Annotated in this window: 18 protein-coding genes and 4 tRNA genes; 12 read left to right on the top strand and 10 right to left on the bottom strand. The window is 46.0% G+C overall.

Annotated elements, in window-relative coordinates:
- The first annotated feature begins 95 nt into the window (after window positions 1-95).
- Window positions 96-2,867 (top strand): [protein-PII] uridylyltransferase, encoded by a 2,772-nt coding sequence (gene glnD / locus ACR64J_RS02465; protein ID WP_435950311.1) that lies wholly within the window; start codon window positions 96-98, stop codon window positions 2,865-2,867.
- A gap of 9 nt (window positions 2,868-2,876) precedes the next feature.
- Here the strand turns inward: glnD and ACR64J_RS02460 are convergent.
- A protein-coding gene (locus tag ACR64J_RS02460) for an IS3 family transposase (protein WP_435949542.1) occupies window positions 2,877-4,156 on the bottom strand; the annotation gives its coding sequence in 2 pieces (ribosomal slippage) (window positions 2,877-3,778 and window positions 3,778-4,156; 1,281 coding nt in all).
- Window positions 4,157-4,290: 134 nt separating this feature from the next.
- On the bottom strand, window positions 4,291-4,959 hold the full coding sequence (locus tag ACR64J_RS02455; RefSeq protein ID WP_435950310.1) for a hypothetical protein: 669 nt from the start codon (window positions 4,957-4,959) through the stop codon (window positions 4,291-4,293).
- A 341-nt stretch (window positions 4,960-5,300) separates the two neighbouring features.
- On the opposite strand from ACR64J_RS02455, the gene dapC reads away from it, so the two are divergent.
- The 8 genes from dapC to ACR64J_RS02415 all read left to right on the top strand — a co-directional run bounded on the left by dapC (window position 5,301) and on the right by ACR64J_RS02415 (window position 14,196).
- The gene (dapC, locus tag ACR64J_RS02450) at window positions 5,301-6,503 is read left to right on the top strand and encodes a succinyldiaminopimelate transaminase (protein ID WP_435950309.1); all 1,203 of its coding nucleotides are present in this window, start codon (window positions 5,301-5,303) and stop codon (window positions 6,501-6,503) included.
- Between the two features lie 118 nt (window positions 6,504-6,621).
- Window positions 6,622-8,577 (top strand): DUF294 nucleotidyltransferase-like domain-containing protein, encoded by a 1,956-nt coding sequence (locus ACR64J_RS02445; protein ID WP_435950308.1) that lies wholly within the window; start codon window positions 6,622-6,624, stop codon window positions 8,575-8,577.
- Window positions 8,578-8,590: 13 nt separating this feature from the next.
- On the top strand, window positions 8,591-9,196 hold the full coding sequence (locus ACR64J_RS02440; RefSeq protein ID WP_435950307.1) for a 3'-5' exonuclease: 606 nt from the start codon (window positions 8,591-8,593) through the stop codon (window positions 9,194-9,196).
- A gap of 138 nt (window positions 9,197-9,334) precedes the next feature.
- Window positions 9,335-11,221, top strand: a complete 1,887-nt coding sequence (gene dacB, locus ACR64J_RS02435; RefSeq protein ID WP_435950306.1) for a D-alanyl-D-alanine carboxypeptidase/D-alanyl-D-alanine endopeptidase — start codon at window positions 9,335-9,337, stop codon at window positions 11,219-11,221.
- A gap of 357 nt (window positions 11,222-11,578) precedes the next feature.
- Window positions 11,579-12,067 carry an ABZJ_00895 family protein gene (locus tag ACR64J_RS02430; RefSeq protein WP_317200823.1) on the top strand — a complete coding sequence of 163 codons (489 nt, stop codon included), beginning with the start codon at window positions 11,579-11,581 and terminating at the stop codon, window positions 12,065-12,067.
- 97 nt (window positions 12,068-12,164) lie between these two features.
- Window positions 12,165-12,692: a DUF421 domain-containing protein gene (locus tag ACR64J_RS02425; RefSeq protein WP_435950305.1), complete on the top strand. Its 528-nt coding sequence runs from the start codon at window positions 12,165-12,167 to the stop codon at window positions 12,690-12,692.
- A gap of 44 nt (window positions 12,693-12,736) precedes the next feature.
- The gene (rlmH, locus tag ACR64J_RS02420) at window positions 12,737-13,225 is read left to right on the top strand and encodes a 23S rRNA (pseudouridine(1915)-N(3))-methyltransferase RlmH (protein WP_435950304.1); all 489 of its coding nucleotides are present in this window, start codon (window positions 12,737-12,739) and stop codon (window positions 13,223-13,225) included.
- An 83-nt stretch (window positions 13,226-13,308) separates the two neighbouring features.
- Window positions 13,309-14,196 (top strand): DODA-type extradiol aromatic ring-opening family dioxygenase, encoded by an 888-nt coding sequence (locus tag ACR64J_RS02415; RefSeq protein ID WP_435950303.1) that lies wholly within the window; start codon window positions 13,309-13,311, stop codon window positions 14,194-14,196.
- Window positions 14,197-14,228: 32 nt separating this feature from the next.
- On the opposite strand, the gene ACR64J_RS02410 is transcribed toward ACR64J_RS02415, so the two are convergent.
- Together ACR64J_RS02410 and ACR64J_RS02405 are read right to left on the bottom strand one after the other, a co-directional pair.
- On the bottom strand, window positions 14,229-15,722 hold the full coding sequence (locus ACR64J_RS02410) for an amidase (RefSeq protein ID WP_317200827.1): 1,494 nt from the start codon (window positions 15,720-15,722) through the stop codon (window positions 14,229-14,231).
- 106 nt (window positions 15,723-15,828) lie between these two features.
- Window positions 15,829-19,083, bottom strand: a complete 3,255-nt coding sequence (locus ACR64J_RS02405; RefSeq protein ID WP_435950302.1) for a DNA translocase FtsK 4TM domain-containing protein — start codon at window positions 19,081-19,083, stop codon at window positions 15,829-15,831.
- A gap of 436 nt (window positions 19,084-19,519) precedes the next feature.
- Here ACR64J_RS02405 and trxB point away from each other — a divergent pair, with 436 nt between their 5' ends.
- The 3 genes from trxB to ACR64J_RS02390 all read left to right on the top strand — a co-directional run bounded on the left by trxB (window position 19,520) and on the right by ACR64J_RS02390 (window position 21,870).
- A complete protein-coding gene (gene trxB, locus ACR64J_RS02400; RefSeq protein WP_435950301.1) occupies window positions 19,520-20,536 on the top strand; it encodes a thioredoxin-disulfide reductase in 1,017 nt (338 codons plus the stop codon).
- A gap of 39 nt (window positions 20,537-20,575) precedes the next feature.
- A complete protein-coding gene (gene aat / locus ACR64J_RS02395; RefSeq protein WP_435951009.1) occupies window positions 20,576-21,355 on the top strand; it encodes a leucyl/phenylalanyl-tRNA--protein transferase in 780 nt (259 codons plus the stop codon).
- A 68-nt stretch (window positions 21,356-21,423) separates the two neighbouring features.
- A complete protein-coding gene (locus ACR64J_RS02390) occupies window positions 21,424-21,870 on the top strand; it encodes a MerR family transcriptional regulator (RefSeq protein WP_435950300.1) in 447 nt (148 codons plus the stop codon).
- A 2-nt stretch (window positions 21,871-21,872) separates the two neighbouring features.
- Here the strand turns inward: ACR64J_RS02390 and rimI are convergent, their stop codons facing one another.
- The 6 genes from rimI to ACR64J_RS02360 all read right to left on the bottom strand — a co-directional run bounded on the left by rimI (window position 21,873) and on the right by ACR64J_RS02360 (window position 25,001).
- Window positions 21,873-22,364, bottom strand: coding sequence for a ribosomal protein S18-alanine N-acetyltransferase (gene rimI / locus ACR64J_RS02385; protein WP_435950299.1), 492 nt, complete (start codon window positions 22,362-22,364; stop codon window positions 21,873-21,875).
- A gap of 463 nt (window positions 22,365-22,827) precedes the next feature.
- On the bottom strand, window positions 22,828-24,018 hold the full coding sequence (tuf, locus tag ACR64J_RS02380; protein ID WP_435949696.1) for an elongation factor Tu: 1,191 nt from the start codon (window positions 24,016-24,018) through the stop codon (window positions 22,828-22,830).
- Window positions 24,019-24,374: 356 nt separating this feature from the next.
- Window positions 24,375-24,449, bottom strand: a tRNA-Thr gene (locus tag ACR64J_RS02375).
- A gap of 126 nt (window positions 24,450-24,575) precedes the next feature.
- Window positions 24,576-24,649 (bottom strand) — tRNA-Gly (locus tag ACR64J_RS02370).
- A 104-nt stretch (window positions 24,650-24,753) separates the two neighbouring features.
- A tRNA-Tyr gene (locus ACR64J_RS02365) sits at window positions 24,754-24,837 on the bottom strand.
- Window positions 24,838-24,925: 88 nt separating this feature from the next.
- Window positions 24,926-25,001 (bottom strand) — tRNA-Thr (locus ACR64J_RS02360).
- Between the last annotated feature and the right edge of the window lie 95 nt (window positions 25,002-25,096).

The following is a 25,096-nucleotide window of genomic DNA, read 5'->3' as shown; positions in this document are numbered from 1 at the left end:
TTTTTGCTTTTAAAGTGCGTTTTTATTTATTATTTACCTCTATAATTATCTTGCACCCCAACAAGTTTAACCCAAAGATCAAACGGGATACCCTTATGTTTAATTGCGATGTCGCTGCTGTCTACATTACTCCGCTGCCCGCCTTACAGCCGCCTGATATGACTACCGATACGCCTTTATTGGTCGTAAGCGACCCAAGCAGAAAGTCGTTACTGGGCATTCCTGAGTGGCTTGCACAAATCAACGAGGACATCAGTAGCGGCGTTGTACGCGGTATTGACATACGCCAACTGGTCATCGCTCGCGCCTGTGCGATTGATGAGTTGCTCAGAGCCTTATTTTTATGGTTTGAGCTGGACAAAACCGACCTTGCGCTCTTTGCCACGGGGGGTTATGGTCGCGGCGAGCTATCCCTATACTCAGATATCGATATTTTACTACTAGCACCCAAAGAGATCAGCAAAGACGTCAGTAGTCGTATAGATCGCTTGGTGGCACTGCTTTGGGATGTCGGTCTTGAACCTGCGCTCTCGGTGCGCACTACGTATGAATGCTTTGAGGCCGCAACAGATCACACGATTGCTACTGCTTTATTAGAGGCAAGACTATTAATCGGTAATGATGATCTCAAAGCCATACCCAAACGCGTGGTCAATAAGCAGTGGTCACAGCGTGCTTTTTTTGAGGCAAAGATAGGTGAGGCCAAATCGCGCTATCTGCGTCACAATGCTACCGAATACAACCTTGAACCCAATATCAAAACCGCACCGGGCGGCTTGCGTGATATCCACATCGTCGGCTGGGTAACTAAGCGCTATTTTCGGGTTGGTAAGCTTTATGATCTAGTACAGCAGAACTTTTTGACCGAAAAAGAGTTCGATGAGCTAAATTTTGCCGAGGACTTTTTATGGCAGATACGCCATCATTTACATGAGCTAACGGGGCGCAACGAGAACAAGCTATTATTTGATTATCAGCGTGATATTGCACAGCGCATGGGCTATGAGATGCAGCCAAGTGATGAGCCTAACGCCGCCGTCGAGCGCTTTATGCGGGATTATTATCGCTGCGCCATGCAGATATCAACGCTCTCTGAGATGCTTACCAACCACTATTTTGAGACCATTATCGAGCCTGAGCTTTCTGATGAAGAGCGTCCGCGCAAGCGTCCTTTAAATGCTCATTTCAATCAGGTTGGCGATCAGATCGCGATGGCGCATCATCGTGTTTTTGCCCAGCACCCTGAGACGATTCTTGAGATGTTTTTGCTCATGGGACAACACGGCATCAAAACTGTACGCACCCGTACCCTGCGAGCGCTTAAGATTGCGGCACGCGGTATTGATGAAACTTACCGTGATAACATTGATCATCAGGCGCTGTTTTTGGCGAATCTAAAGGAGCAAAACTATCTGTTCCATCGCCTGCGCATTATGAACCGCTACGGCATTTTAGGTAATTATATTCCCGCCTTTGGTCAAGTAACAGGTCTTATGCAATATGATCTATTTCACCGTTATACGGTTGATGCGCATACGCTATTTTTGATTCGTATTTTGCACCGTTTTACCGATCCTGCCTACAATCAAGACTTTCCGCTGGTCAGTGCTATTTATCAACGGATTGAGCGTAAAGAGATCTTGGTATTAGCCGCGATGTTCCATGATATCGCCAAAGGTCGTGGCGGCAATCACAGTCAATTGGGGGAGACTGAATCCGTTGAGTTTTGCCTCAAGCACGGTATGAGTCTGGCAGATGCCAATCTCGTTGGCTGGCTAACTCGCTATCATCTACTGATGTCGATGACGGCACAAAAAAAGGATATCTCAGACCCTGAAGTCGTCACCATCTTTGCCAATCTGGTCGGTAATGTCACGCATCTGAATCATCTATACGTGCTGACGGTCGCTGATATGAACGCGACCAACCCTGAGCTATGGAATAGCTGGCGCGCCACTCTCATGAAGCAGTTGTACTCGCAAACGCGGCGCATATTGCGCGCGGATATCGATGCGCCAAATAACCGTAAAGATATGATCGATGCCACTTACAAGCAAGCACTGACGATGTTAGATAATGTCGACAACCAGCATATGAACCGCGATGAAGTACTCAGCCTATGGGATGATTTGGGCGATGAGTATTTTTTGCGTGAGATTGCAGAAGACATTCTTTGGCACACCGAGGCGATACTCAACCATCCCCCGATTGGACGCGCCTCAGATAGCGATAGCGCGCCATTAGTAGTGCTGCGTGAGCACCGCGAATTAGCACTTGATGCAGTGCAGGTCTTTGTTTATACCCAAGATCAAGCCAATCTGTTTGCAGTAACGATGGCGGTGTTCGATCAGATGAATCTAGACGTCTTAGATGCGCGTATTATTACTGCAACGCGAGATTTTGCTCTGGACTCTTATGTGTTGTTAGATCGCAGTGGCACGCTACTCGCTGATGAGGACAGTCAGCAAGAGCTTAAGCAGCGCTTGATTAATGCATTCAAAAATCCAACTATGCCCAAGCTTGCACATAAACGCTTGCCGCGTCAGCTTCGACATTTTGAGGTGCCAACGACTATAGATTTTGAATTTAATGAAGCCTCAAGCCAGCATATTATGAGCTTGCAGACCTTGGATCAGCCAGGCTTGCTTGCGCGCGTGGGACAAGAGTTTTTAGAGCAAAAAATAGAGGTGCATGCCGCGCGTATCACCACTTTAGGCGAGCGCGCAGAAGATATGTTTTATATCAGTGATCAAGATGACAAGCGGTTATCTAACGAAAGGCTTGCTTCGCTAAAAGCGGCTCTGATAGAGAGCTTGAATACTCGCCATAATGATACTTTAGAGTATTATTGTCCCGTCCTAAAATAGGTTGAGGGTTTATAAGGAGTCAGATACTGCAAGTATCTGGCTTTTTTTTGGAATATCACTTCTTATATTTTTATGAGCTTGGTTCGGTGTGAGCATATTCAAACTTAAATGCGGTCTCCTCTCATTATAGATATGTATAGACTCGTCTATCATTACTTTCAACTCATCAAAAGTATTACACTCGTATAGTAAGAACTCATATTTTAAAATACCATTGATTCTCTCAGCCAAGGCATTTTGGTAACAATCATAGCCATCCGTCATTGACGGCGTTATCTGATAAGCTTTTAGTGCCTCTTGGTATAGCTCGGAGCAGTACTGTAGTCCTCTGTCTGAATGATGAATCATAGCATGATCATAGTAGCGGTTAGACTGCGCCATCTTTAACGCTTTGACCACATTGCACGCTCTCATATCGTTACTCAAGTGATAGCCCATAATCTGTCTTGAACAAGCATCTGTCACCAGCGATAGATAATGAATGCCCTCACTAGACTTTACGTAGGTGATGTCCGCCACGAGTACTTGCTCTGGTATCAGCGGTTGGTTTTGGTTGTCTTTTAACAAATTAGGATATTTCTTGAGCCAGTGCTTACTGTCAGTCGTCTTAGTATAGCTACGTTTGGGTTTCACCAGTAAGTCATGTGCCCGCAAGTAATCAAAGAAACCATCTCGACCTAGTTTGATACCTGCTTTTATAAGCTTAGGTTTGAGCAAGTAGTACAGTTTACGTCCGCCAAGCTTTGGCATAAACTGGCGATAAAATACAACCCATTCAGACAGTATGGCTAACTCGTCTACTCGCTTGAGGTGTCGCGCTCTATGTTGGTAAACGGCTTGAGTACTGATTCCTAATAAGCGACAGCCCCTAGCTAAACTCACTTGTCCGTTTTGTTTAAGGTGCCAGAGACTGTCGTGACAGACTTTTTTCTTAAGTTTACTCCATGGTCTTTGTCATATATATCAATCATGGTATTTAAAATAAGATTACGATCTCTTTCGTCTGCAAGCTCTCGTTCTAGACGCTTTATCTGCTGAGCAGGGGTTTCTACACTAGGGTTATGGGCTGACATAGGACATCGCCTCCGCTGATTAGAACCTGTCCAGTCCAATTTACCATGCTTTCGTAGCCATACCAAAACGGTACTGCGTCCTTGTATGCCATAAATACTCTGGGCTTGTTTATAGGTCATGTCGCCTTTTTCAACACTATGTACAATGCTTAATTTAAAGCCTAAGGTGTAATCTTTTTGACTGCGTTTCGCTCTCTTACTCTCTACGTTTGACATATTATCGCCTAAAAAGTGTCAACTCATTCTAGGACGGGACATATCTATAAACCAAAAAAGCCTTGTCACTGACAAGGCTTTATTTTGTATTGCTAGGTCTATTTAAGCGATGTTTATCTAAGTGCACTTATACCCTATAAAGTACTTTTATATATAATTTCACTAGCGTGCTCAGTTAGGTTCTCATCAGCCAAGTCTATGGGCAAGACATCAGCGTCGACTCGCTTTTGCTTGATGATCATCCTGCCCGCCTCCACCTCTTTTTGTAGTAAGCAGCGTAGAGTAATAAGATGCAACTGTGCCTCACAGCGCTCATAAATACATTTCAAAGATAGTGGCGAGTTGGCGTGAACATCAGGGAACACGCTATCTTTGGCTAAAACATCCATCTCATTGAACGCCTGCTTACACGTCATTTCAGTCTTGGTCAAAATAGTCTGAATACGGTTGGCTAAGCGTCCTTTTTTATGTAGTAGAACAAAGAAAAGGATCGTTTGTAAACCAAATACCAGTGGATAGACCCATACAGACAAGCTAAAACCAAGTAGTCTTGTCGATAGCATTAGTATAATTGCTGCAACCACATAAGCGACCAGTTGCCAGAGTAACCACATTATGGAGCTATTGTCGCCGTACCAAAACATCTGACGCTCTTGCAGGGTAGATATGCGCTTGCGTGCATGACACCACTGTTGTTCACGTGCGCGTAACTGATCACAAATGATAGGACGAGGTTCGACTCTAGGGCTTTGATCAGTATCAAAGGTATTGTCGAGTTTTTTTGGATCATAAACGAGTGTCATATCAATTGTCCTAAGCTTATTAGGCAGCCACCTAAAAGCGGCGTCCTTATTGTTCTATTATTTATAAGCTATGGGTAATAAGGCGAACTATAATGATAGAGTGCAGCTGCTCATTATAAGACGGTTTACTACAAAATGACTGGATACGTCCTTGAGTCATCTTAAACTAAATCACCATAAACTTTATATCTTTGAACTTGAGTCATTCAACCTTTAGGTATTGGGATAATGACAATAAGCATTGGAAGAAAAAGACATCAAACAGCAGAAGTGCTACACTACTAAACTGTAATTTTTCTTTATAACTTTATTATTTATTGTCTATTATAGCCAGCGATCTTATGAATAACAACTTAACGCACCTGCATCCCTACCCCTTTGCAAAAATGGCAACTTTGCTAGAGAATAGCTCGCCTGCCCTCGACTACACTGAGATCAAGCTAGGTATTGGTGAGCCAAAACACGCACCGCCCGCCTTTGTGCTGGACGTACTACAAGAAAACTTGGACACCTTAGCGCGCTATCCGACGACGAGCGGTATGTTTGAGCTGCGTCAAACCATCGCGCACTGGTTAGAAAAGCGGTTTTTTTTGCAGCATGTCAATCCAAACTCACAAGTATTACCCGTTATGGGCTCGCGTGAAGCGATATTTAGTTTCGTTCAAGCGGTTATCAACCATGATGGCAATAACGATGAGCCTACCGTCGTCATGCCCAATCCTTTTTATCAAATCTATGAAGGGGCGGCGATACTTGCAGAGGCCACGCCGCATTTTGTACCTTGTACCCCTGCTAACAACTTTAAGGGCAGCTACCGTTCGGTACCCAAAGAGGTCTGGACGCGTACTCAGCTATTATTCGTCTGTAACCCGAATAATCCTACTGGCTCTGTGATGACTATGGATGATTGGGAATACCTGATTCGCTTATCAGATCAGCACGACTTTATTATCGCAAGCGATGAGTGCTACAGCGAGTTATATTTCGATGAGGCACCCATAGGGTTACTACAAGCGTGCGCCGCTCTTGGACGTGATAATTTCAAAAACTGTGTGGTCTTTCACTCCCTATCAAAACGCTCAAACTTGCCAGGACTGCGCTCAGGGTTTATCGCAGGCGATGGCGATATCCTACAAAGTTACCTGCAATATCGTACTTATCAAGGCTGCGCTATGCCTATCGCCCATCAACTCGCATCGATTGCCGCTTGGCAAGATGAGAAGCACGTGGCGCATAATCGCACGCTTTATAGAGAAAAATTTGCTTTGTGGATGCAAGAGTTAGGCGAGCTACTAGATCTACGTATGCCAGACGCTGGGTTTTACTTTTGGATAAAAGCGCCTGAGCAGTTCGATTGTGATGATGAAGCTTTTGTCAAAGCGCTTTATGAGCAGGCCAATATTCACGCGCTTGCAGGACGTTATCTCTCAAGGGAGGCCGATGGCTTTAACCCAGGTCAAGGCTATGTGCGTATCGCCCTAGTTGCCAGCGTTGAGGAGAGTCGTGAAGCCATTCGCCGTATCCGTACAATGCTGACCGATTAACATGACAGACTCTCTTCTCTTTGATCGTAACATGATATTTTGATAACAATGATGTTATTGTGGATTTGTGCGGGGATAGTGCTATAGTAAGACTAAATAGCACTAAAAGGAAGATGTCATGCCTCAGCTTGATTTTACCCAGCCGCCTTTTGATGTGTTAAGCGCTGATGAGCGTCTAAGCGTCAAAAAACATACCCAAGTGCGCTATCTTGCTAAAGATGACTCCTTGGCTGTCGATGATTTACAGTATTTTTTTGTGGTTTTAAAAGGTCAAATTGAGCAGCGCTTGGGTGATGAATTCGTCGCCACTTACCTAGGTAACAACCATACCAAGCATTTAAACAGTAATGACTGGTTTGATAGCCGCCGTACTCCTGAGCGCACCGACAAAAACGGTGAGACGGGTCACTTGCCTGAGTATTACCAGTTTTGTGCGGTAGAGGACTCATTATTACTTCAAGTTGATGGCAGCGCTATCGACAAGATTGGCGCGCAAAATCACCTGGTGCGTCAGTTGTTATCCGACAAGCTCTCCGAGCGTCTAAAAGCGCTCGAGCTTAGACGTAGCAATCAGGCTGCGGGCACTAGTAGCTACTCCGCCCAGCAAGAGGTACAACAAATCCTTTTGCAACCTGTCACCGATGTCACTTTATTACCCGTCCATATCGTTGCTGCAAGTAGCAGCTTATATCAAGCCACGCGTATCATGATGGACGCCGGTCTCAAGCATGTACTGGTGCGCTCACCTAAGCAAGCTGAGCAGAAACAGAGCGAGGTATCACAATCGGTAGTACCGCCTAAATCAGATCATACTTTAGGACTCTTGAGTGATCACGATATTTGCCGCGCAGTCAGTGAGCAAAAAGACCCTGCTACTACCCCTTGTTTAGATTATGCTAGCTTTAATCTGCATACCATCAAAGATAAACGTGAGATTGGTGATGCGCTATTGATGATGACGCGCTACCGTATCCATCGCCTGCCCGTTTTAGACGATAGCGACACGGTTATAGGCGTATTAGCGCAGAGTGATTTGATCGCCTACGTCGGTCAACACTCGCAGCTCATCAGTATGGAGATTGAGCAGGCGCAGGATATGCGCAGTTTAGATAAAGCAGTGGAGCTGATCGGTCGCTACATCCGCGCGCAGCAGCAAAACGGGGTGAAAGTCAGCGTGGTTAGCCGCATGGTACAGCAGCTTAACGCTCAAGTATTCACAAAGCTGTGGCAGCTAATCGCCCCCAAAGAAGTGATTGAGAACACTTGTGTCATCGTTATGGGTTCAGAGGGCCGCGGTGAGCAGATTATGCGTACTGACCAAGACAATGCACTGATCATTCGTGATGGGTTTACTCATCCTGACTTAGAAAAGTTTGCCGATACCTTTAATCAGCAGCTGTCCGTCTTAGGTTATCCCTTATGCGATGGCCATATTATGATGAATAATCCCATATGGCGACAATCTATTAGCGATTTTAAAGCGCAGATTAGCCTGTGGTTCAAAAATACCGATCCTATGCATGGTATTTATTTATCCTCAATACTCGACGGCGAGTACGTCTGCGGCGATAGAGAGCTGTTAGCGCAAATACGCGCCCATCTACAAGTCGCGCACATGCGCGCAGATCCTATGTTCGTCCGTCATTTTGCACGCGCCGCCTTGCAGTTTGGTGATGTTAGTCAATGGTGGCAAAAGTTTGTCCCCTTAATCGGTAAACCGACGCGCCGCGATGTGGATCTCAAAAAGTCAGGTCTATTTCCGCTGGTACACGGTATTCGTGCGTTAGCTCTTGAGCACAATATATTTGAGGTCACCAGTACCAAAGAGCGCCTCAAAGCTTTGGTCAATGCTGGTATGTTCAATAAGGAGCGCGCCGAGACGCTAGGTGAAGCGCTAGAGTTCTTTATGGCGCAGCGCTTGGCAGTTGCGCTTGCAACTGATGACAAGTATGCCCGCCAAGTCGATCCAATAACCCTGTCAGCGCTAGAACGTGACGCGCTAAAAGAGTGCTTAGCAGTCGTCAAAAGCTTTAAGTACGAGCTTACGCAGCACTATCAGTTAGAAATCGGATAAATGGGAGCCGACTATGAGCTGGCTTAAGCAACTCACTACGTCATGGCACAAAGCCAAGCTACAACGTCCTGAGCTTGAGAGGATGTTTGAGCCGCCGCTATCAGGGCAGTGGGTCGCCATCGACTGCGAGATGACCGGGCTAAATCCGCGTAAACATCACCTGATCTCGGTTGCCGCCATTCATGTCAATGACAATATGATCGATACGGGCAATGGTCTGCATCTGGTCTGTCGCCCGCCTGTTATGCCAGATGCCGATACTATTGTCATTCACGGACTACGCGCCGCTGAGGTCGAAAACGGTATGAGTTATGACGAGATGCTGGCACTACTCCTGCCCTTTATCGCTAATCGTCCTATTGTAGGATTTTGTCCGCAGATTGATACCGCCTTTTTAAATCCTCTAATAAAAAGTTACATGGGCGTGCCCCTTCCCAATCAGGTGATTGATGTACGTAAGCTATACGCCAGACAAATGGGCAGCTCAGCGGGGGCGGCTCCTGATCAATCCCATCACCTGAGCAACATTATGGCTCACTATGATATTCCCGAATTAGGCGCGCATGATGCTTACAACGACGCCATTATGACGGCTATGGCCTTTGTGCATTTGCGCTAATGATCATTGCTACTCTATTAAAAACCTGCTGGTACCAAAAGCCTGATTTTATGGACGCAAAGCTAGCGTTGATGGTACGTAAAACCGCTAACTCATGATACTATAGCTGGTTTTTGAGCTTTTAAAGTAGTGTCTGTCATGCCTATCACCCAAACTTCTCGTCGCTTATCTTCTATATCTATTGCTCTAGTTATGCTGGCGCCGATAAGTGCGCAAGCGGTATTGCCAGCGCCTATCTTAGAGGCACTGACAAAGGCGGAACTTGCGCCTGCAGATATCAGTATTATGGTTATACCTATCGGTCAAAAAGATAGCAGTCGATTACCGCCGATAGTACAAGTAGTGACGCTTGACGAGGCTAGCACTGACAAAGCTAGCACTGATAAAGATGGCAGTGTTGAAGCCAGTACTGATAAAAACAGTACTGGCAACGATAGCACGCTTACCTCTACGCAAAAGACATCAACGAAAAATCAGCAACTCATCGCTCAACAAGACATCAACGAGCAAGAGCGTCAACTCAATAGCTATACTGATGACCCTTATACGCATCTAAGTCTTGATCCTTTTGATGATACTATTAGCAATGACAAGCTTATTCACGATACTGATGGAAGTAGCAATGCAGAGACGCCAACCCTACCCGCGCCGTCTTCATCTCCTCATCGTCAGCCGTTACTGACTCATCAAGCAGATATAGCGCGCACGCCTGCTAGCACTATGAAGCTTATTCCTAGCTTTATTGCCCTTGATACTTTGGGCGCTGATTTTGTTTGGCATACTCGGGTATATCATACGGGACTGATTGTCGGTAATCGTCTGCAAGGCGATCTGATTATTCAAGGTAGCGGCGACCCCAAAATGACTCATGAGCGTTTGCGTCAGCTGCTTTATCAGGTAACAAAAGCAGGCATACGTCATGTCGATGGCGATATTATCGTCGATAGTACGATCTTTGCAAATGTCACCAAAGACCCTGCCGCCTTTGATAACGCGCCACTACGACCTTATAATGCTAGCCCTGATGGATTCTTAATTAACTTTAATACCGTCGGTATTCGCAGCTACCTTGTCGACAATAATAGCGCCAAACTAACCTATAAGCCTACTCTTGCAAACTATCAGCTGCCCTCGTCTATAGGCACACGGCAAGCAGCTTGCGCGCAGGCGAGCAGTAGTCTTGCCCCTGACTGGCAAGCTGATAAGCTGGTACTCAATGCCAGTCTACCAGTCAGCTGCGCTGAGCACGTATTTTATGTCGCCTACCCTGACGCCAAAGACTTTGGCGCGCGTGTGGTCGCCTCAAAGTGGCAACAACTGGGTAATACGCTTGACGGTCGAGTGATTGCTCAAGACATGCCTTATCAAGCGATTAGTAGACGCCATAAAAGTTACGCAAACGCGGTATCACCCTTACCTATTGCCAGTTATCCTTCGCTGAATTTGACTCAGCAGATCTACGATATCAACCATTTTTCAAACAACGTGATGACCGAGCAAGTTGCCTTATCTTTGGGGGCCTATAGCTCTGGTAATGCTCAAAAAAACACTAGCACAGTAAATAGTCTATATTACTATGGCGCGCCAAAGATGACCGATTATCCGCAGGCCTTGGCGCGCATTGATGACTGGTGGCGCACGCATTTAAGCACGTCGCCGCCGTATCTAACCAATGGTTCAGGTCTATGTAGAGAGTGCACTTTGAGCGCGGCCAATTTAGGTGAGTTATTGAGCTACGCTTATACGCATCCCAGTTTTGATGTTTATGTCAGCTCGCTGGGCGTGGCGGGCGTTAGCGGTACTATATCCTCTCACAGTCAGCGTTTTCCTGAGTCAGCAGCCATAGGGCGCGCCTGGATAAAGACAGGTACATTAAATAATGTAACCTCAATGGCAGGCTACGTCAAAGGGCTATCAGGGCAAGACTACGCTGTCGTTGGCATTATTAATACTGAGCAGGCGCTCAATGCTTATAGGGCAAGGCCCGTACTTGATGCTTTTCTTGATTGGAGCGCTCAGCGCTAAGTGATGATAATTTTTATTTTATAGCTTAGGGCGTGTTGAACATTCAACCATGGCACTGCTGATCGCTGCCAGTTTATCAAAGCTATGTTCCAGACACGGCGCAAGTTGAAGATAATGTCTAGACCTTAGCTTGACTTGCAACACACTGCTTATATAGAGCTGGGGGGCAATTTTAGCATCAGCCTGAAAGGACAGGACTCTTTTTTGCCGCTCCTTTAATAAAAATAGACGCTTAGAATGACTAAACTTACTATTTTTATCTTGCTTCTAATTTAAGAGCAGCGACTAAAAAATAGTCTCTGTCAGTGCGTATTTGTGAATTATCAAACACGCCCTAATTTTGTAATAGGTAGCCTCATGACTGATCAACGCCCCAGCTTACAAAAGCCTGCGCCCCTTGCGTATCAAAACGCTATTAACTCAAACGCCAACATGACAGAGTACGTGGGGTTTTTTGCAGTTGGTTATATTCTTGCCAGCGTCGTATTTATCGTTGTGCAAACGCAGCTGGTGATGAACCCGCACTTGGTAACGGTGCTATCGGTTATCGCGGCGGCTTATATTGCAGTGTACAAGTTTATCAAGCATCATAAGCGCGCTTTACAAAAAAGTGAGATGAATCGATTGACTCTAGCTGGCACCGCAACCGTCTGGCTACTGAGTACGCTGTATTTTTTGGGAATATGGTTTGCGCTATTTGACGTCGTCAGCCGCGAAGTATTCACAGAGATGGCTATTGAGAATCCTATGCCTTTAGTCAGCGCAGTTATCATGATTATGCTGCTGACCCTCGCTTGCGCCCGTATTAGTATTTTGATATTTAATCGCCTGCTGACCCCAAAATGATTTTTTATCATCAAAAAGATTGGCGTATAGTAGTTCTATGAGCTTTAGATAAAGATAGTAAATTTTTGATACCTAGTGGTCACAAGGAAATAGCGGTATGGATATGTTAATGTTCGATGATCTCGAAAAGTTAGGCCGTATTCTCTTAACGACAGTTATGGTGTATGTCTTGATCGTCACAACCACCAAAGTTTCAGGCAAACGCTCAACGTCTCAATTAAACAATTTTGACTGGATAGTGACGGTCATGATCGGCTCGATAGGTGCAAGTACGATTTTACTTGAGTCTATACCCTTTGTTGAGGGCGGCTCTTCTATTATTTTGTTATATGTCCTTCAGTACCTAGTAACCAAATACGCTTCTATCTCGCCGCCATTTAGTCAGTTTATTTTGTCTGACCCGCGTATTGTTTTTTATCAAGGACAATTTTTGCCCGAAGCTCTGCGTGCTGAGCGTCTAACTCAGCAAGAGGTAGAATGTGCGATGCGTTCAGAGGGCGCTAATGACTTTGATGAGATCGAAGCGGTAGTGTTTGAATCTGATGCCAAGCTGACTATCCTCAAAAAACCAGACGCTAAAGACAGTAACCGCGTATCCCAAACGCTAAAGCCGTTAATCCGTTAGTCCGTTAATCCGTTAGTTAAATTTTTAAACGAGTATAATTTAGTATGAAAGTACGCATTCTGACTGTAGGTAATAAAATGCCTGATTGGGTACAAACGGGCTTTAATGAGTATCATAAACGTATTCAGCCTATGCTGAGCACTGAGGTAGTCGAGATTGCTGCCGCGAAACGTGCCAAAAACCCCTCTGATGCCAATTTGGCGCAGTATCGCGAGATGGAGGGTCAAGCGATTCTCGCCGCGCATAACACCTCAGGGCGCGAGCAACTTTGGGTACTCGATGTAAAAGGTAAAATGCTCTCCACTGAAGGCTTAGCAGATAAGCTGGCAGACGCAATGCAGCAAGGTGATGATATTGCCCTCGTCATTGGCGGCGCTGACGGCGTGTCGCCTGAGGTACTTGCAAAAGCCGATGTCAAATGGTCACTATCAGCACTGACCATGCCGCACCCTTTGGTTCGAGTAGTGCTCATGGAGCAACTGTATCGCGCGATGAGTATTAATCACAATCACCCTTATCACCGTGGCAACTGATAGTGAGCACATGAGTTAAATTATCTAAAAATATCGTCCCCTCTAGCGATTGAAAAACCCACTTGCGCCCTAATAAATGCAAGATGACTCAATCAAGATTTGCGACACCTCCTAACTATCAAGCGCACGCAGACCGCCAAGCGCGCACGAATATCGCTCCCATTACAGGATCGGTTACATGGGCAGATTCGTCTGCGCGCTTAAGCAGCGGCGCAACTTTGCCAGCTTTGTTTATCTCGCATGGCGCGCCAACGCTCGCAACCGAGCAATCAGCGACGACCAATGCACTAGCTCGCATGGGCCACAACCTGCCCAAGCCGCGGGCGATTATCATCATGTCCGCACATTGGCAATCGAGTAAGCTTGAGATTAGTAGCAACCCAAAACCTAAGACTTGGCATGACTTTTCAGGGTTTGATGATGCGCTATATGAGCTAGACTATCCAGCATTAGGTCAACCATCGCTTGCAGAGTCACTTGCGCAGCAACTAAGCGCGCGTGGTATCACATGCCGCGTCAATCCCGTGCGAGTTTGGGATCACGGTGTTTGGGTACCGCTTCATCATTTATACCCAGATGCTGATGTGCCCATCGTGCAGATCTCTTTGCCGCGTCATTATGATAGCGTAGCCTGTTATCAATTAGGCGCGCAGCTAGCAAACCTACGTCATCAGCAAATCCTTGTGATCGGTTCAGGCAACATCACCCATAATCTACAAGCTATGAAATGGCAAGCTGATAGTATTGATGAGACCGCCAAAGACTTTAAGCTATGGTTGCTTAAAAAGCTTAAAACTGATATACCAACGGCGCTAGATTGGCAGCAATATCCTGACTACCGCAATATTCACCCAAGCGACGAGCATTTATTACCGCTATTTTTTGCTTTAGGTGCAGGACAACGTGTCTCTGTGGTTCATCAAAGCATGGCGCATCATAGCTTAGGTATGGATATTTATCGTTTTGATTAAAGCGTGTTTGCGATAACTAATACCAAATAAATCTACTTCTCAAACGCTGGCTTAGTAAACCAGCCAGCACGCTCTATCTCTGCTGCTAGGCTCAGTATCGTTGACTCATCATTCATGCGTCCAATCAGCTGCATACCGATCGGTAGACCCTTTTTGCTCATACCCATTGGTATCGACATCGCTGGCAGGCCTGTGACATTACCCAATATCGTAAAGGCCATTTTGCTCAGCACGGGATGACTGAGTTTTTCTATCATGCCGGAGCTAAAAGTATACTTACCCATATTGATACCTTTGCTTAGAAGCCCTGAGGTGTTCATCAGCATCTCATCGACTCGGCTTGGCGGCAGCACACCATGCTTAACCGCCGTTGTCGGCACTGTGGGCGACAAAATCATATCGTAGGTTTCAAGCAGCAGTCCTGTCTGATGCTGACTATTGTGCCAACCGTGCTTGGCATGGACTAAGTCGGCGGCAGATAGCGAACGCCCAAGCATCGCCATATTGTAGGTTTGAGGTTCTAGTTTTTTGATATGTTCAGCGCCAAAGTTACGCTCAACATTATCGATGGTAAAAGCTGTATGCGCGCAAACGACGACTATAAAATCATGCCAAAACTGCTCGATATTGATATTAGGCTCAGCAGGAACGACGCGATGACCCATAGACTCTAGCTGTTTGGCGGTACGCTCAAGTACAGCCAGCACTTCTTTATCCACAGTCGTATTAGCGATAAGCGGCTGCTGATGCAAAGCGATCGTTAACTGCTTAGGCGCGCGCATAGCTGCTTGCAAAAACGACCCCTCAGGCGCAGCAATAACATAAGGCGCACCGATCTCGCGGCCACTAGTCGCATCGAGCATAGCTGCGGTATCACGAACCGTGCGGGTAATGACGTGATCGGCAGCAGCGCCATCCCAGCCTTCGCCAAAATCAGGACCGAATGGATTGCGCCCGCGACTCGGTTTGAGCCCCACTGCCCCGCACCACGCCGCAGGAAACCGTATAGAGCCGCCACCATCGCCTGCGCCTGCCATCGGTACGATGCCACTAGCAACGGCTGCCGCACTACCACCTGATGAGCCGCCAGAGCTGTAGCCTTTTTTGAAGGGATTGTGCGTTGGACCGTGTGCTTTGGGTTCTGTGGTGATAATCAGCCCAAACTCAGGCGTATTGGTCTTGCCAAAGGTATTGACTCCTGAGGCTTTCATACGTTTAACGATTTCGCTGTCGTGTTTATTGACGACGTTGATACTACGGCTACCCATAGTGATCGGCTCACCTTCAAAATAAAAAGACAAATCTTTTAATAAAAAAGGCACACCTGTGAACGCGCCATCTGGCAAACCTTGCTGCGCGGCGTTGTAAGCGCGCGCGTCGAATCGATGAATAATGGCATTCATTTTGGGATTGAGTGTATTAGCGCGCGCAATCGCTGACTCTAATAGCTCTTTGGCACTCACCTCGCCTGATTTGACGAGCTCTGCCAATCCTATTGCATCGTATTGGGTATATTCTTTAAACATGTTGGCATCCTTGCTGAAGTGTAGAATAAAACAGCCATTTATAGTCGTTTATTCAAACAAAAAAACGAGACTCGTTTGTTCTTTTATTTATTATAACCATACAGTGCTACATAAGCAGCTCACGCTTACCACTTTTGCCCATCGAGCTAACGAGTCCCGCCTCCTCCATAGAGTCAACAATGCGTGCGGCGCGGTTATAGCCGATACTAAACTTACGCTGAATGCTTGAGGCCGAGACTTTGCGCGTCTCCATAATAAAGGCAACCGCGTCATTGTACAGATCATCATCTTCACCGGAAGCATTAGCAGTACTGCCGCCGCTTGGACTCGACAATTCAAAGTTGCCCGCCATGTTATCAATATAATCTGGTGCGCCGCGCTCGCGCCACGCATCGCAGACACGGTTGACCTCTTCATCACTGACATACGCGCCATGAACGCGATCAGGCTCAATTTGACCTGGCCCCAAGAACAACATATCACCGTTACCGAGCATATCCTCAGCGCCTCCGCTATCGAGTATCGTGCGCGAATCGACTTTTGAGTTGACTCGTAGCGCGGCTCTCACTGGAATATTGGCTTTGATCAGACCTGTAATGACATCGACCGAAGGACGCTGAGTGGCGAGCATAAGGTGAATGCCTGCTGCCCGTGATTTTTGTGCCAAGCGCGTGATTAGCTCTTCAGCTTGCTTACCTACTTGCATGATCATATCAGCAAACTCGTCAGCGACAATGACAATCATCGGCAGGGTCTTAAGCTTAGGCGCTTGGCTAATGCTGACGCTATCATTCGGTCGCCACAAGGGATCGAGCATTGGCTTACCTGCTTTTTCAGCGGCGCGGACTTTTTTATTAAACTCATCGAGCTTACGTACTTTGAGCAAACTCATCAGCTGATAACGGCGCTCCATCTCAGCCACGCACCACGATAAACTACTCGCCGCCTCGGTCATATCGGTCACCACAGGCGTGAGCAAATGCGGAATATCATTGTAGTTGGCAAGCTCTAACTGCTTGGGATCAATGAGAATGAGACGTAGCTCATCGGGCTTGTATTTAAGTAGTATCGATAGCAGCATAGAATTAACCAGTACCGACTTACCAGAGCCTGTGGTACCCGCAACGAGCATATGCGGCGCGCGCGCAAGGTCTGTGATAATAGCATTGCCACCGATATCTTTGCCCATCGCCATGCTGATTTGCGCTTTGGGGTCTTTGAATTTGTCCGTATTAAGCAGCTCAATAAGGCGTACCATTTCGCGCTTTTTGTTAGGTACTTCGATACCGATATAGGGTTTGCCTGGTATGACTTCGACTACGCGCAGGGACGCCATAGATAACGAGCGCGCCAAATCACGGGAGATACCTGTGACCTTGCTTGCTTTTACGCCAGCTGCCAACTCCACCTCAAAACGCGTCACCACTGGCCCTGGTATCGCATTGACCACCTCGGCCTTTACATTGAACTCTTGTAATTTAATCTCAAGCAGTTCTGATAATTTTTCAAGCTCGGCGACGGTATAGCTTGGTTTGCGATCAGGATCGGGCTTATCTAGGATAGACATCTCAGGAATAGGCGTGAGATTACCACGATACTCAGCCGTTTGCATGGCTCGAGATTTTTGACTAAAAGCGGCATCATCACTGATATCTGGCATTACTGGCGCGTCGGTATTATCTGGCATCATGTCAGTAATATGGTTGCTGCTATCCCCCTCTGGCACAGCAAAGCTGACACTTGGCTCATCTAGCTTTGCGACTACTGGCTCGGCTGCGGCTGGCGTGACAGCTGTTGGTGGTAGCGTCGGGTTAGCAGGAGGCGTATTGGTCGGTGTCATATCAGTGACTGGCGCGCTTGATACGTCTTGAGTGTCAGACTGCGGCTCAATGACGGGTGCGACCGTTTCAGTATGCATTGGCGCACTTACCGTTTCGGTTGAGTCATTATCAAAGGATACTGCATCCCTCTCATTCGCTATAACAGGTGAGCTATCAGGCTTGATATTGAGATTAGTATTGAGCTCATTATTAGGCATAATGTTGAGCCTAGTATCAGGAGTAGTATCATGCTCTGCGATCCAAGCATCAGCCAGCTGGCTTGCGCTAATTTCATCACCGTTTTTGCTATCGGACAGTGCATCATCTTGTTGTAGTACTAGTGGTGCTGATGGTGCTGATGACGCTGAAGGCTCTAATGACGCTAATGGCTCTACGAAATTTGCATTATGAGTAGGAGCAAGCTCTGATACCGTTTCATCAGAGCTTGGGGCGTACTGCTCGTCATATTGCTCACCATAGTTAGCGACAAAAGCATCTGTTGCTAATAGATCATCAACGGTACTGGCATCATTCCAAGCAAAGCTTGGCTCTACCTTACGTAAAGTCGTGACAGGCTCTTTTAATGACTCATCGTTAGCATAAGAGCTAGCAGTTGCCATTACCGCTTGCGGTTTAGAACCCATAGCCGCCGCTTCTGTTGCCGCTATCGCCATAGACGCTTTTACGCTGTCTTTTAGGCCTGACTTCGTCAAAAAGTCCGTCAACACATTACCAAAGCGACCACTGTCCGCTGTGTCATTGTCTTGTTTCTCTGGTAGCTCAAGTGGCAATTGACCTGATTTTTCTTGTTGATCGGCGTCTGTTTTTTGAGCGGTCGCAAACTCGTTATCAAGCTCATCGCTATCCTCTTGAGATTCACTATCGTTTTGTTTTGCGCTTTGAGCCTCACTACGTTGAGCCTTGTCACTGACTCCAGAGCCAAGCCACCCAAGATCAGTGAGCTTATGGTATACCGTTTGCCAGTGAATGTTGAAGGCAAAAGTCGCGGTAATAATCACAAACAATGTCAAAAACGCCACGCTGCCCCACTGCGTTAACAGTTGCGCTAAACGTACTTGTAGTTCAAGACCGATGATCCCGCCTGCCACTCCTTTTAGAGCGGTTGCGCTAGGGTCAGTAACTTGCTGAATAATAGCCACTACTTGAGCGAATAAGGCGCTAGCACTGAGTAATAAAAACACATAAGCCATCAAGCGCAAAGGCCAGAATGTCGGCTTACTCTCCCACCAAATCAGAATAGACTCATACACCAAAAACGCTAGCAACCACCAAGCGCTAAAGCCAAAAAAACTGTAGAGCAGATCGGATAACCAAGCGCCCATAGCGCCGCCCATATTATTGATCGTATTCATATCACTACTGATATGTGACCAGCTGGGATCATTACCGGTATAAGTCAGCAAAATCACAAACAAATACACGGCCACTATCAATCCAAGGACCGTAAATATGCCTTTTTTTAAATAATCAATAACTGATGCTGATATCACGTAGGATCTGCCTTTATCAATACGATTCATACAAAGGGTGCCAGATTATGACGAGTGTTCGTCATAATGGCGTCAAATATTACTATATAAGTAAGCGATGCTTATAGTGTAAATGAGCGCTGCTAACCATAAAGCCTATAGTAAAACAGATTATGTCTTAAGCTGTATATAACCTCCTATAATAACAAATAGATAGGTAAATTGGCGACTGAGTTATCTACAAATCTGGCTTTAATGCTTTGTTTATGGTTTTATTCTAATGATAATGATGTTTGTTTTAGCAAACTTGCACTTTTTGCTTATCACCCTTATGTTAGTATCACGCCAGCATGTTGACAACACCACAAATAACGATACCGTTCGTCATTTTTAAAGACGACGTTTTTACCTTTTTGATGCTACCTTTGTAGCATAATTTTTATCTCACTTTAATTAATAAAACTTAATACTACCGTAAGGAACCAATATGGCAACTGACAACACTCGCCACGAAAAACTCATTATCTTAGGCTCAGGTCCAGCAGGGTATGCCGCTGCTGTCTATGCGGCGCGCGCTAACCTAAAGCCTGTCATGGTCACAGGTTTAGAGGTCGGCGGACAGCTTACAACAACGTCAGAGGTCGATAACTGGCCAGGCGACCCGTATGATCTGACAGGGCCTGCGCTAATGGAGCGTATGAAATCTCATGCTGAGCGTTTTGGTACTGAGCTGATTTATGATCATATCAACGCGGTGGATTTGAGCGAGCGTCCTTTTAAGCTAACTGGCGACAACGGCAATTTTACTTGTGACGCCCTCATTATCTCGACGGGTGCCTCCGCTCAGTATTTAGGATTAGAATCAGAAACCAAATTTAGAGGCCTTGGCGTCTCCGCTTGTGCGACTTGTGATGGATTCTTTTATAAAGATCAAAAAGTCGCGGTTATTGGCGGTGGTAATACCGCAGTTGAAGAAGCGCTATATCTATCCAACATCGCATCCGAGGTGACCTTAGTGCATCGCCGTGACAAGCTGCGCTCTGAGAAAATACTGCAAGACAAGCTGTTTGAAAAAGCCAAAAACGGTAATGTCAAAATCGAGTGGGATCATAAAGTCCGCGAGGTGGTCGGCGATGATATGGGCGTCAACGGTGTGGTCATCGAGTCGATGTTAGATGGTAGCACTAAAGAGCTGGACGTGTTTGGCATGTTCGTCGCTATTGGTCACAAGCCTAATACCGATCTGTTCAAAGGTCAGCTAGACATGAAAGATGGCTATCTTGTGGTCAACAGTGGCCTTAATGGTAATGCAACCCAGACCAGTGTTGAGGGCGTTTTTGCCGCAGGTGATGTCGCAGATCACGTCTATCGTCAAGCGATCACCTCAGCGGGCACTGGCTGTATGGCAGCACTCGATGCTGAAAAGTATCTTGATGCTATCGGTGAAGCGGTTGCCACTGACCACACTTACGCCTCAACTTTGACTGCGGACAAAGAGGCGTAAGTGAGCGCCTCTGCCAACAGTCATTCAAGTCAAAAACCCCTGGTTAGTGCCAGCACCATCACGCCTGAGAGGCTAAAAAGTCTTGGGCGTTATAACTTTCCAAGTCCAATAGAGGTCGATCCTGATGGTATAGGTATTGTCGCAGTAGGCGGAGACTTGGCAGCAGAGACTCTAATATCCGCTTATGCGCGCGGTCTGTTTCCTTGGTTCAACGAGGATGAGCCGATTGCTTGGTGGTGCCCCCAGCCGCGCTGCGTGATCGCGCCAAAGAGCTATCAGCCCAGTAAATCACTACGCAAACAAGCAAACCGCATGCGTTGGCAATTGACCCTCAATCAGGCTTTTGATGAGGTCATTCATGCCTGTAGCTTACCGCGTAGTGATGGCCTGCCCGAGGGCGAACATACTTGGATTCATGAAGAGATGATTGAAGCTTATACCGAGCTTCATGCTCATGGTTTTGCTCATAGTATCGAGGTTTGGGATGAGGTGGGACAGCTAGTAGGCGGATTATATGGTCTAAAAATAGGCAGTATTTATTTTGGGGAATCCATGTTTCATACTGCCTCTAACGCGTCCAAACTTGCGTTTTGGGGTCTTATGCGTCTATGTGAGCAAAGTGGTGTGGCGCTAGTAGATTGCCAACTGCCAAACGAGCACTTGATGAGTTTGGGCGCGGCCACAGTGCCGCGTACTGAGTTTTTGGCGCAGCTAGATAGCCTTATTGGTGCGCGTTCTGTCCAATGGCAAACCGGTTCGCACAAACCTCTATCTGCTGCCAAGTTAGGGTCTGCGCTACCTTGGAAAGTACAACCGTAACCATAAAGAGGCGCAAACGATTACACGTATAGACACAGCCAGATATCTACCCACACAAGGACGGCTATATGTCATCTGATGACTCGTTTTTATTAATAGGTCAATTGGCACAAACTGCCAATACGACCAAAGATACGGTGCGTCATTACGATGATTTAGGATTACTAAAATCTCGTAAACGTCAAGCAGGATCACGGCTATACACTGAGTTCCATCCTGAATGCGTGGATCGTATCGCACTGATCAAAAGCGCGCAAGCGATTGGCTTTACCTTGACTGAAATTCAAAACAGTCTAAATGACTATTACGATGGTCAGCTTGATTTGGATGAACAACTCGATATCGTCAAACAAAAACTAGCGCAAATCCTTGAACAACAAGCCACTATCAATCTGATGGTGGAGATGCTAACTCAGCGTATTACTCTGCTGACGCGTATGCAAGAAGATGAGAGTTATGTACCTTCTATAGAGGACTGCAAGAATAACAGCTCTAAGCTGCCTTATCATCGATAACCTTATCCACTCCTATCTGCTTTGTTTTTATAATTAAGCTGCATAATCAACGCATCGACAGCAGGCTTGTGTGCCGTTTTATAATAGCCTTTACGCCTATAGATCACCTCAAACCCTTGCTGCTCATACAACGCAACCGCCGCAACATTATCTGCTCTCACCTCTAACATAAGCTGCTGGACGTCTTTGCTAATCAATTCATTGTTTAATGCGGTGAAGATCTGGGAAGCAATACCTTGGCGCTGATAATCAGGATGCGTGCCGATACGTAAAATCTCTGCTTGCTCAAAAAGATGTTGATATAAGCAATAACCAACGACTTCATCGCTTTTACGAACTACCAGTAAATCAATACTATCCTGTGCGAGCAAACCTACTATGCTCTGATAATCCCAAGCATCTCGCGATTGAACCAAGCTTTCAATGTTAGCAACGGCTTGGATAGTGATTTGAAGGTTAGATGATTCTTTGTTTAGCAAATCTATGGTTAGCATTATCTTATCTCTACAAGTTACATCTATAAGGTTGAAGGGCGCGTAGGGTGGGTTAGTTTTTTCAAGCTCTCGTAAAGAGTGAAGAAGAAACGTAACCCGCCATCAGATTTTGAATTATAGATTTTGCAGGTTACGCTTGTTGTTACATGTCAGAGTATAGCTCTTAAACTCTCTTATCAATTAACTTCCTAATACAATTTGAAAGGTCAGCCTTTGTAGGGTGCGCCTAGCGCACCATTGATAAGAAAGTGTATCGATTAAAGCCAAAGACTAGAGAATTTTTAAAATAACTGAAGAAGCTCTATATTAACCATTTATGATACGCGAAGCACATCCTACAGCCCAACCCTTTGTTATTACGTATAAACAAAACTTTCACCCACAAAAAAGCCACCCTAGCGGATGGCTTTTCTTCATCTAGCAGTTAGACGCTAAGTCTAACAAGTAAAAGCTAATCTAATGATTAGTCCTTAACTGAAGCAACAACACCAGCGCCTACCGTACGGCCGCCTTCACGAATAGCGAAGCGTAGACCTTTGTCCATAGCGATTGGATGGATAAGCTCTACGCCCATCTCAACGTTGTCGCCAGGCATAACCATCTCAGTACCGTCTTGTAATTGGATTGCGCCAGTCACGTCAGTAGTACGGAAGTAGAACTGTGGACGATAGCCGTTTAGGAATGGTGTGTGACGACCACCCTCTTCTTTTGACAGTACGTATACTTCGGCGTCAAACTTGGTATGCGGGGTGATTGAACCTGGCTTGGCTAGTACTTGGCCACGTTGTACGTCTTCACGCTTGGTACCACGTAGTAGTACGCCACAGTTCTCACCAGCACGACCTTCGTCAAGCAGTTTACGGAACATCTCTACACCAGTACAGGTGGTTTTTTGGGTGTCACGGATACCGACGATTTCGATCTCGTCGCCTACGCGGACGATACCAGACTCAACACGGCCGGTAACTACAGTACCACGACCTGAGATTGAGAAGACGTCTTCGATTGGCATTAGGAATGCTTTGTCGACGTCACGCTCAGGCTCTGGGATGTAGGTGTCTAGAATCTCTAGTAGTTCGACAACAGCTGGTTCGCCGTATTTGTCTTCTGAGCCTTTTAGGGCTTCTGTGGCACTACCTTTTACGATTGGGGTGTCGTCGCCTGGGAAGTCGTAGTCAGAAAGGAGTTCACGTACTTCCATTTCGACGAGCTCTAGTAGTTCTTCGTCGTCAACCATGTCACATTTGTTCATGAAGACGATGATGTAGGGTACGCCTACCTGACGAGAGAGCAAGATGTGCTCACGCGTTTGTGGCATTGGGCCGTCTGTGGCTGAGACGACTAGGATGGCGCCGTCCATTTGGGCGGCACCTGTGATCATGTTTTTAACATAATCGGCGTGACCTGGGCAATCAACGTGGGCGTAATGACGAGCTTCGGTGTCATATTCAATGTGTGAGGTGTTGATGGTAATGCCACGTGCTTTTTCTTCAGGTGCTGAGTCAATAGACGCATAGTCTTTGGCTTCGCCGCCTGAGGTTTTGGCCGCTACGGTTGCGATAGCTGCAGTTAGGGTGGTTTTACCATGGTCAACGTGTCCGATGGTGCCGACGTTAACGTGGGGCTTTACGCGTTCAAACTTGGCCTTTGCCATGAGGTTTTCCTTTTTTGGTTAAACAATGAGTTGAGCATCCATCTTTAATATAATTTGTCTCATAGAGTCTGAATACAAATAAAGACGATACTATTAATCTGTTTTACTTTAAATACAGCAACTACAATAATTAATTATAACATTAGCTTTTAGCTTGTGAGCTTACTGTATCATAAGCTAAATCATAAGCAAACTGACAGCACTAAAAGGCAACACCTCAGTGTTACCCTGTCATTATCGCTTGCTATATGATAGTTATATCGATGCAAAACTTTATACAGTTATCACATATTATTTTTTATAATGCAAGCTGGATATACCAATAGGGCAAAACAGGCGTAAAAAATGAATATAAGTGGAGCTCATATCGAGAATTGAACTCGAGACCTCTCCCTTACCAAGGGAGTGCTCTACCGCTGAGCTATATGAGCATAGTTTAAATAACTACTAAAGAAATCTACAAGCTGTACTTAAAAAAATATCACGAAACAGCTAATGGTAATAACTGATTATCGTGATGAAAATTTTACGGTAAGCTGCGGTCAATGCCACGTATATGGAGCGGGTGGCGGGAATCGAACCCGCGTCATTAGCTTGGAAGGCTAAGGTGTTACCATTATACCACACCCGCAATAGCTCTTATTCAAAGTGACTCTTTACTTAACTGATATCAGTATTCAAAGAGGTTTGGCTATAGAGCATGCTTGGCGCTGCTACGATAAAACTTAGAAAATATGGTGGTGGGGGAAGGATTCGAACCTTCGAAGCTTTCGCGACAGATTTACAGTCTGTTGGGTTTGACCGCTCCCCAACCCCACCTAAGAGTGCTTTAAACAAAAATAACTTAAAAAAGTAAATTTGTAAAAAGCGGCATTATTTACTAATGCTTAAAAATGACTTTGAAAAATGGTGCCGACTGCCGGGATCGAACTGGCGACCTACGCATTACAAGTGCGTTGCTCTACCAACTGAGCTAAGTCGGCTTGTTCCTTCAAAGTGGGGAGTATTCTATCAAATATATCTTAGAATACAAGCCCTATTTGCACTTTTAGATGGTTTTTTTATAAAAAATCTTACG

Origin of the sequence: Psychrobacter sp. DM8 (assembly GCF_051307025.1) — a bacterium.
Classification (GTDB): Bacteria; Pseudomonadota; Gammaproteobacteria; order Pseudomonadales; family Moraxellaceae; genus Psychrobacter.
Note: the sequence above shows the minus strand (reverse complement) of the source record. Positions and strands in the feature narration are given on the sequence as shown.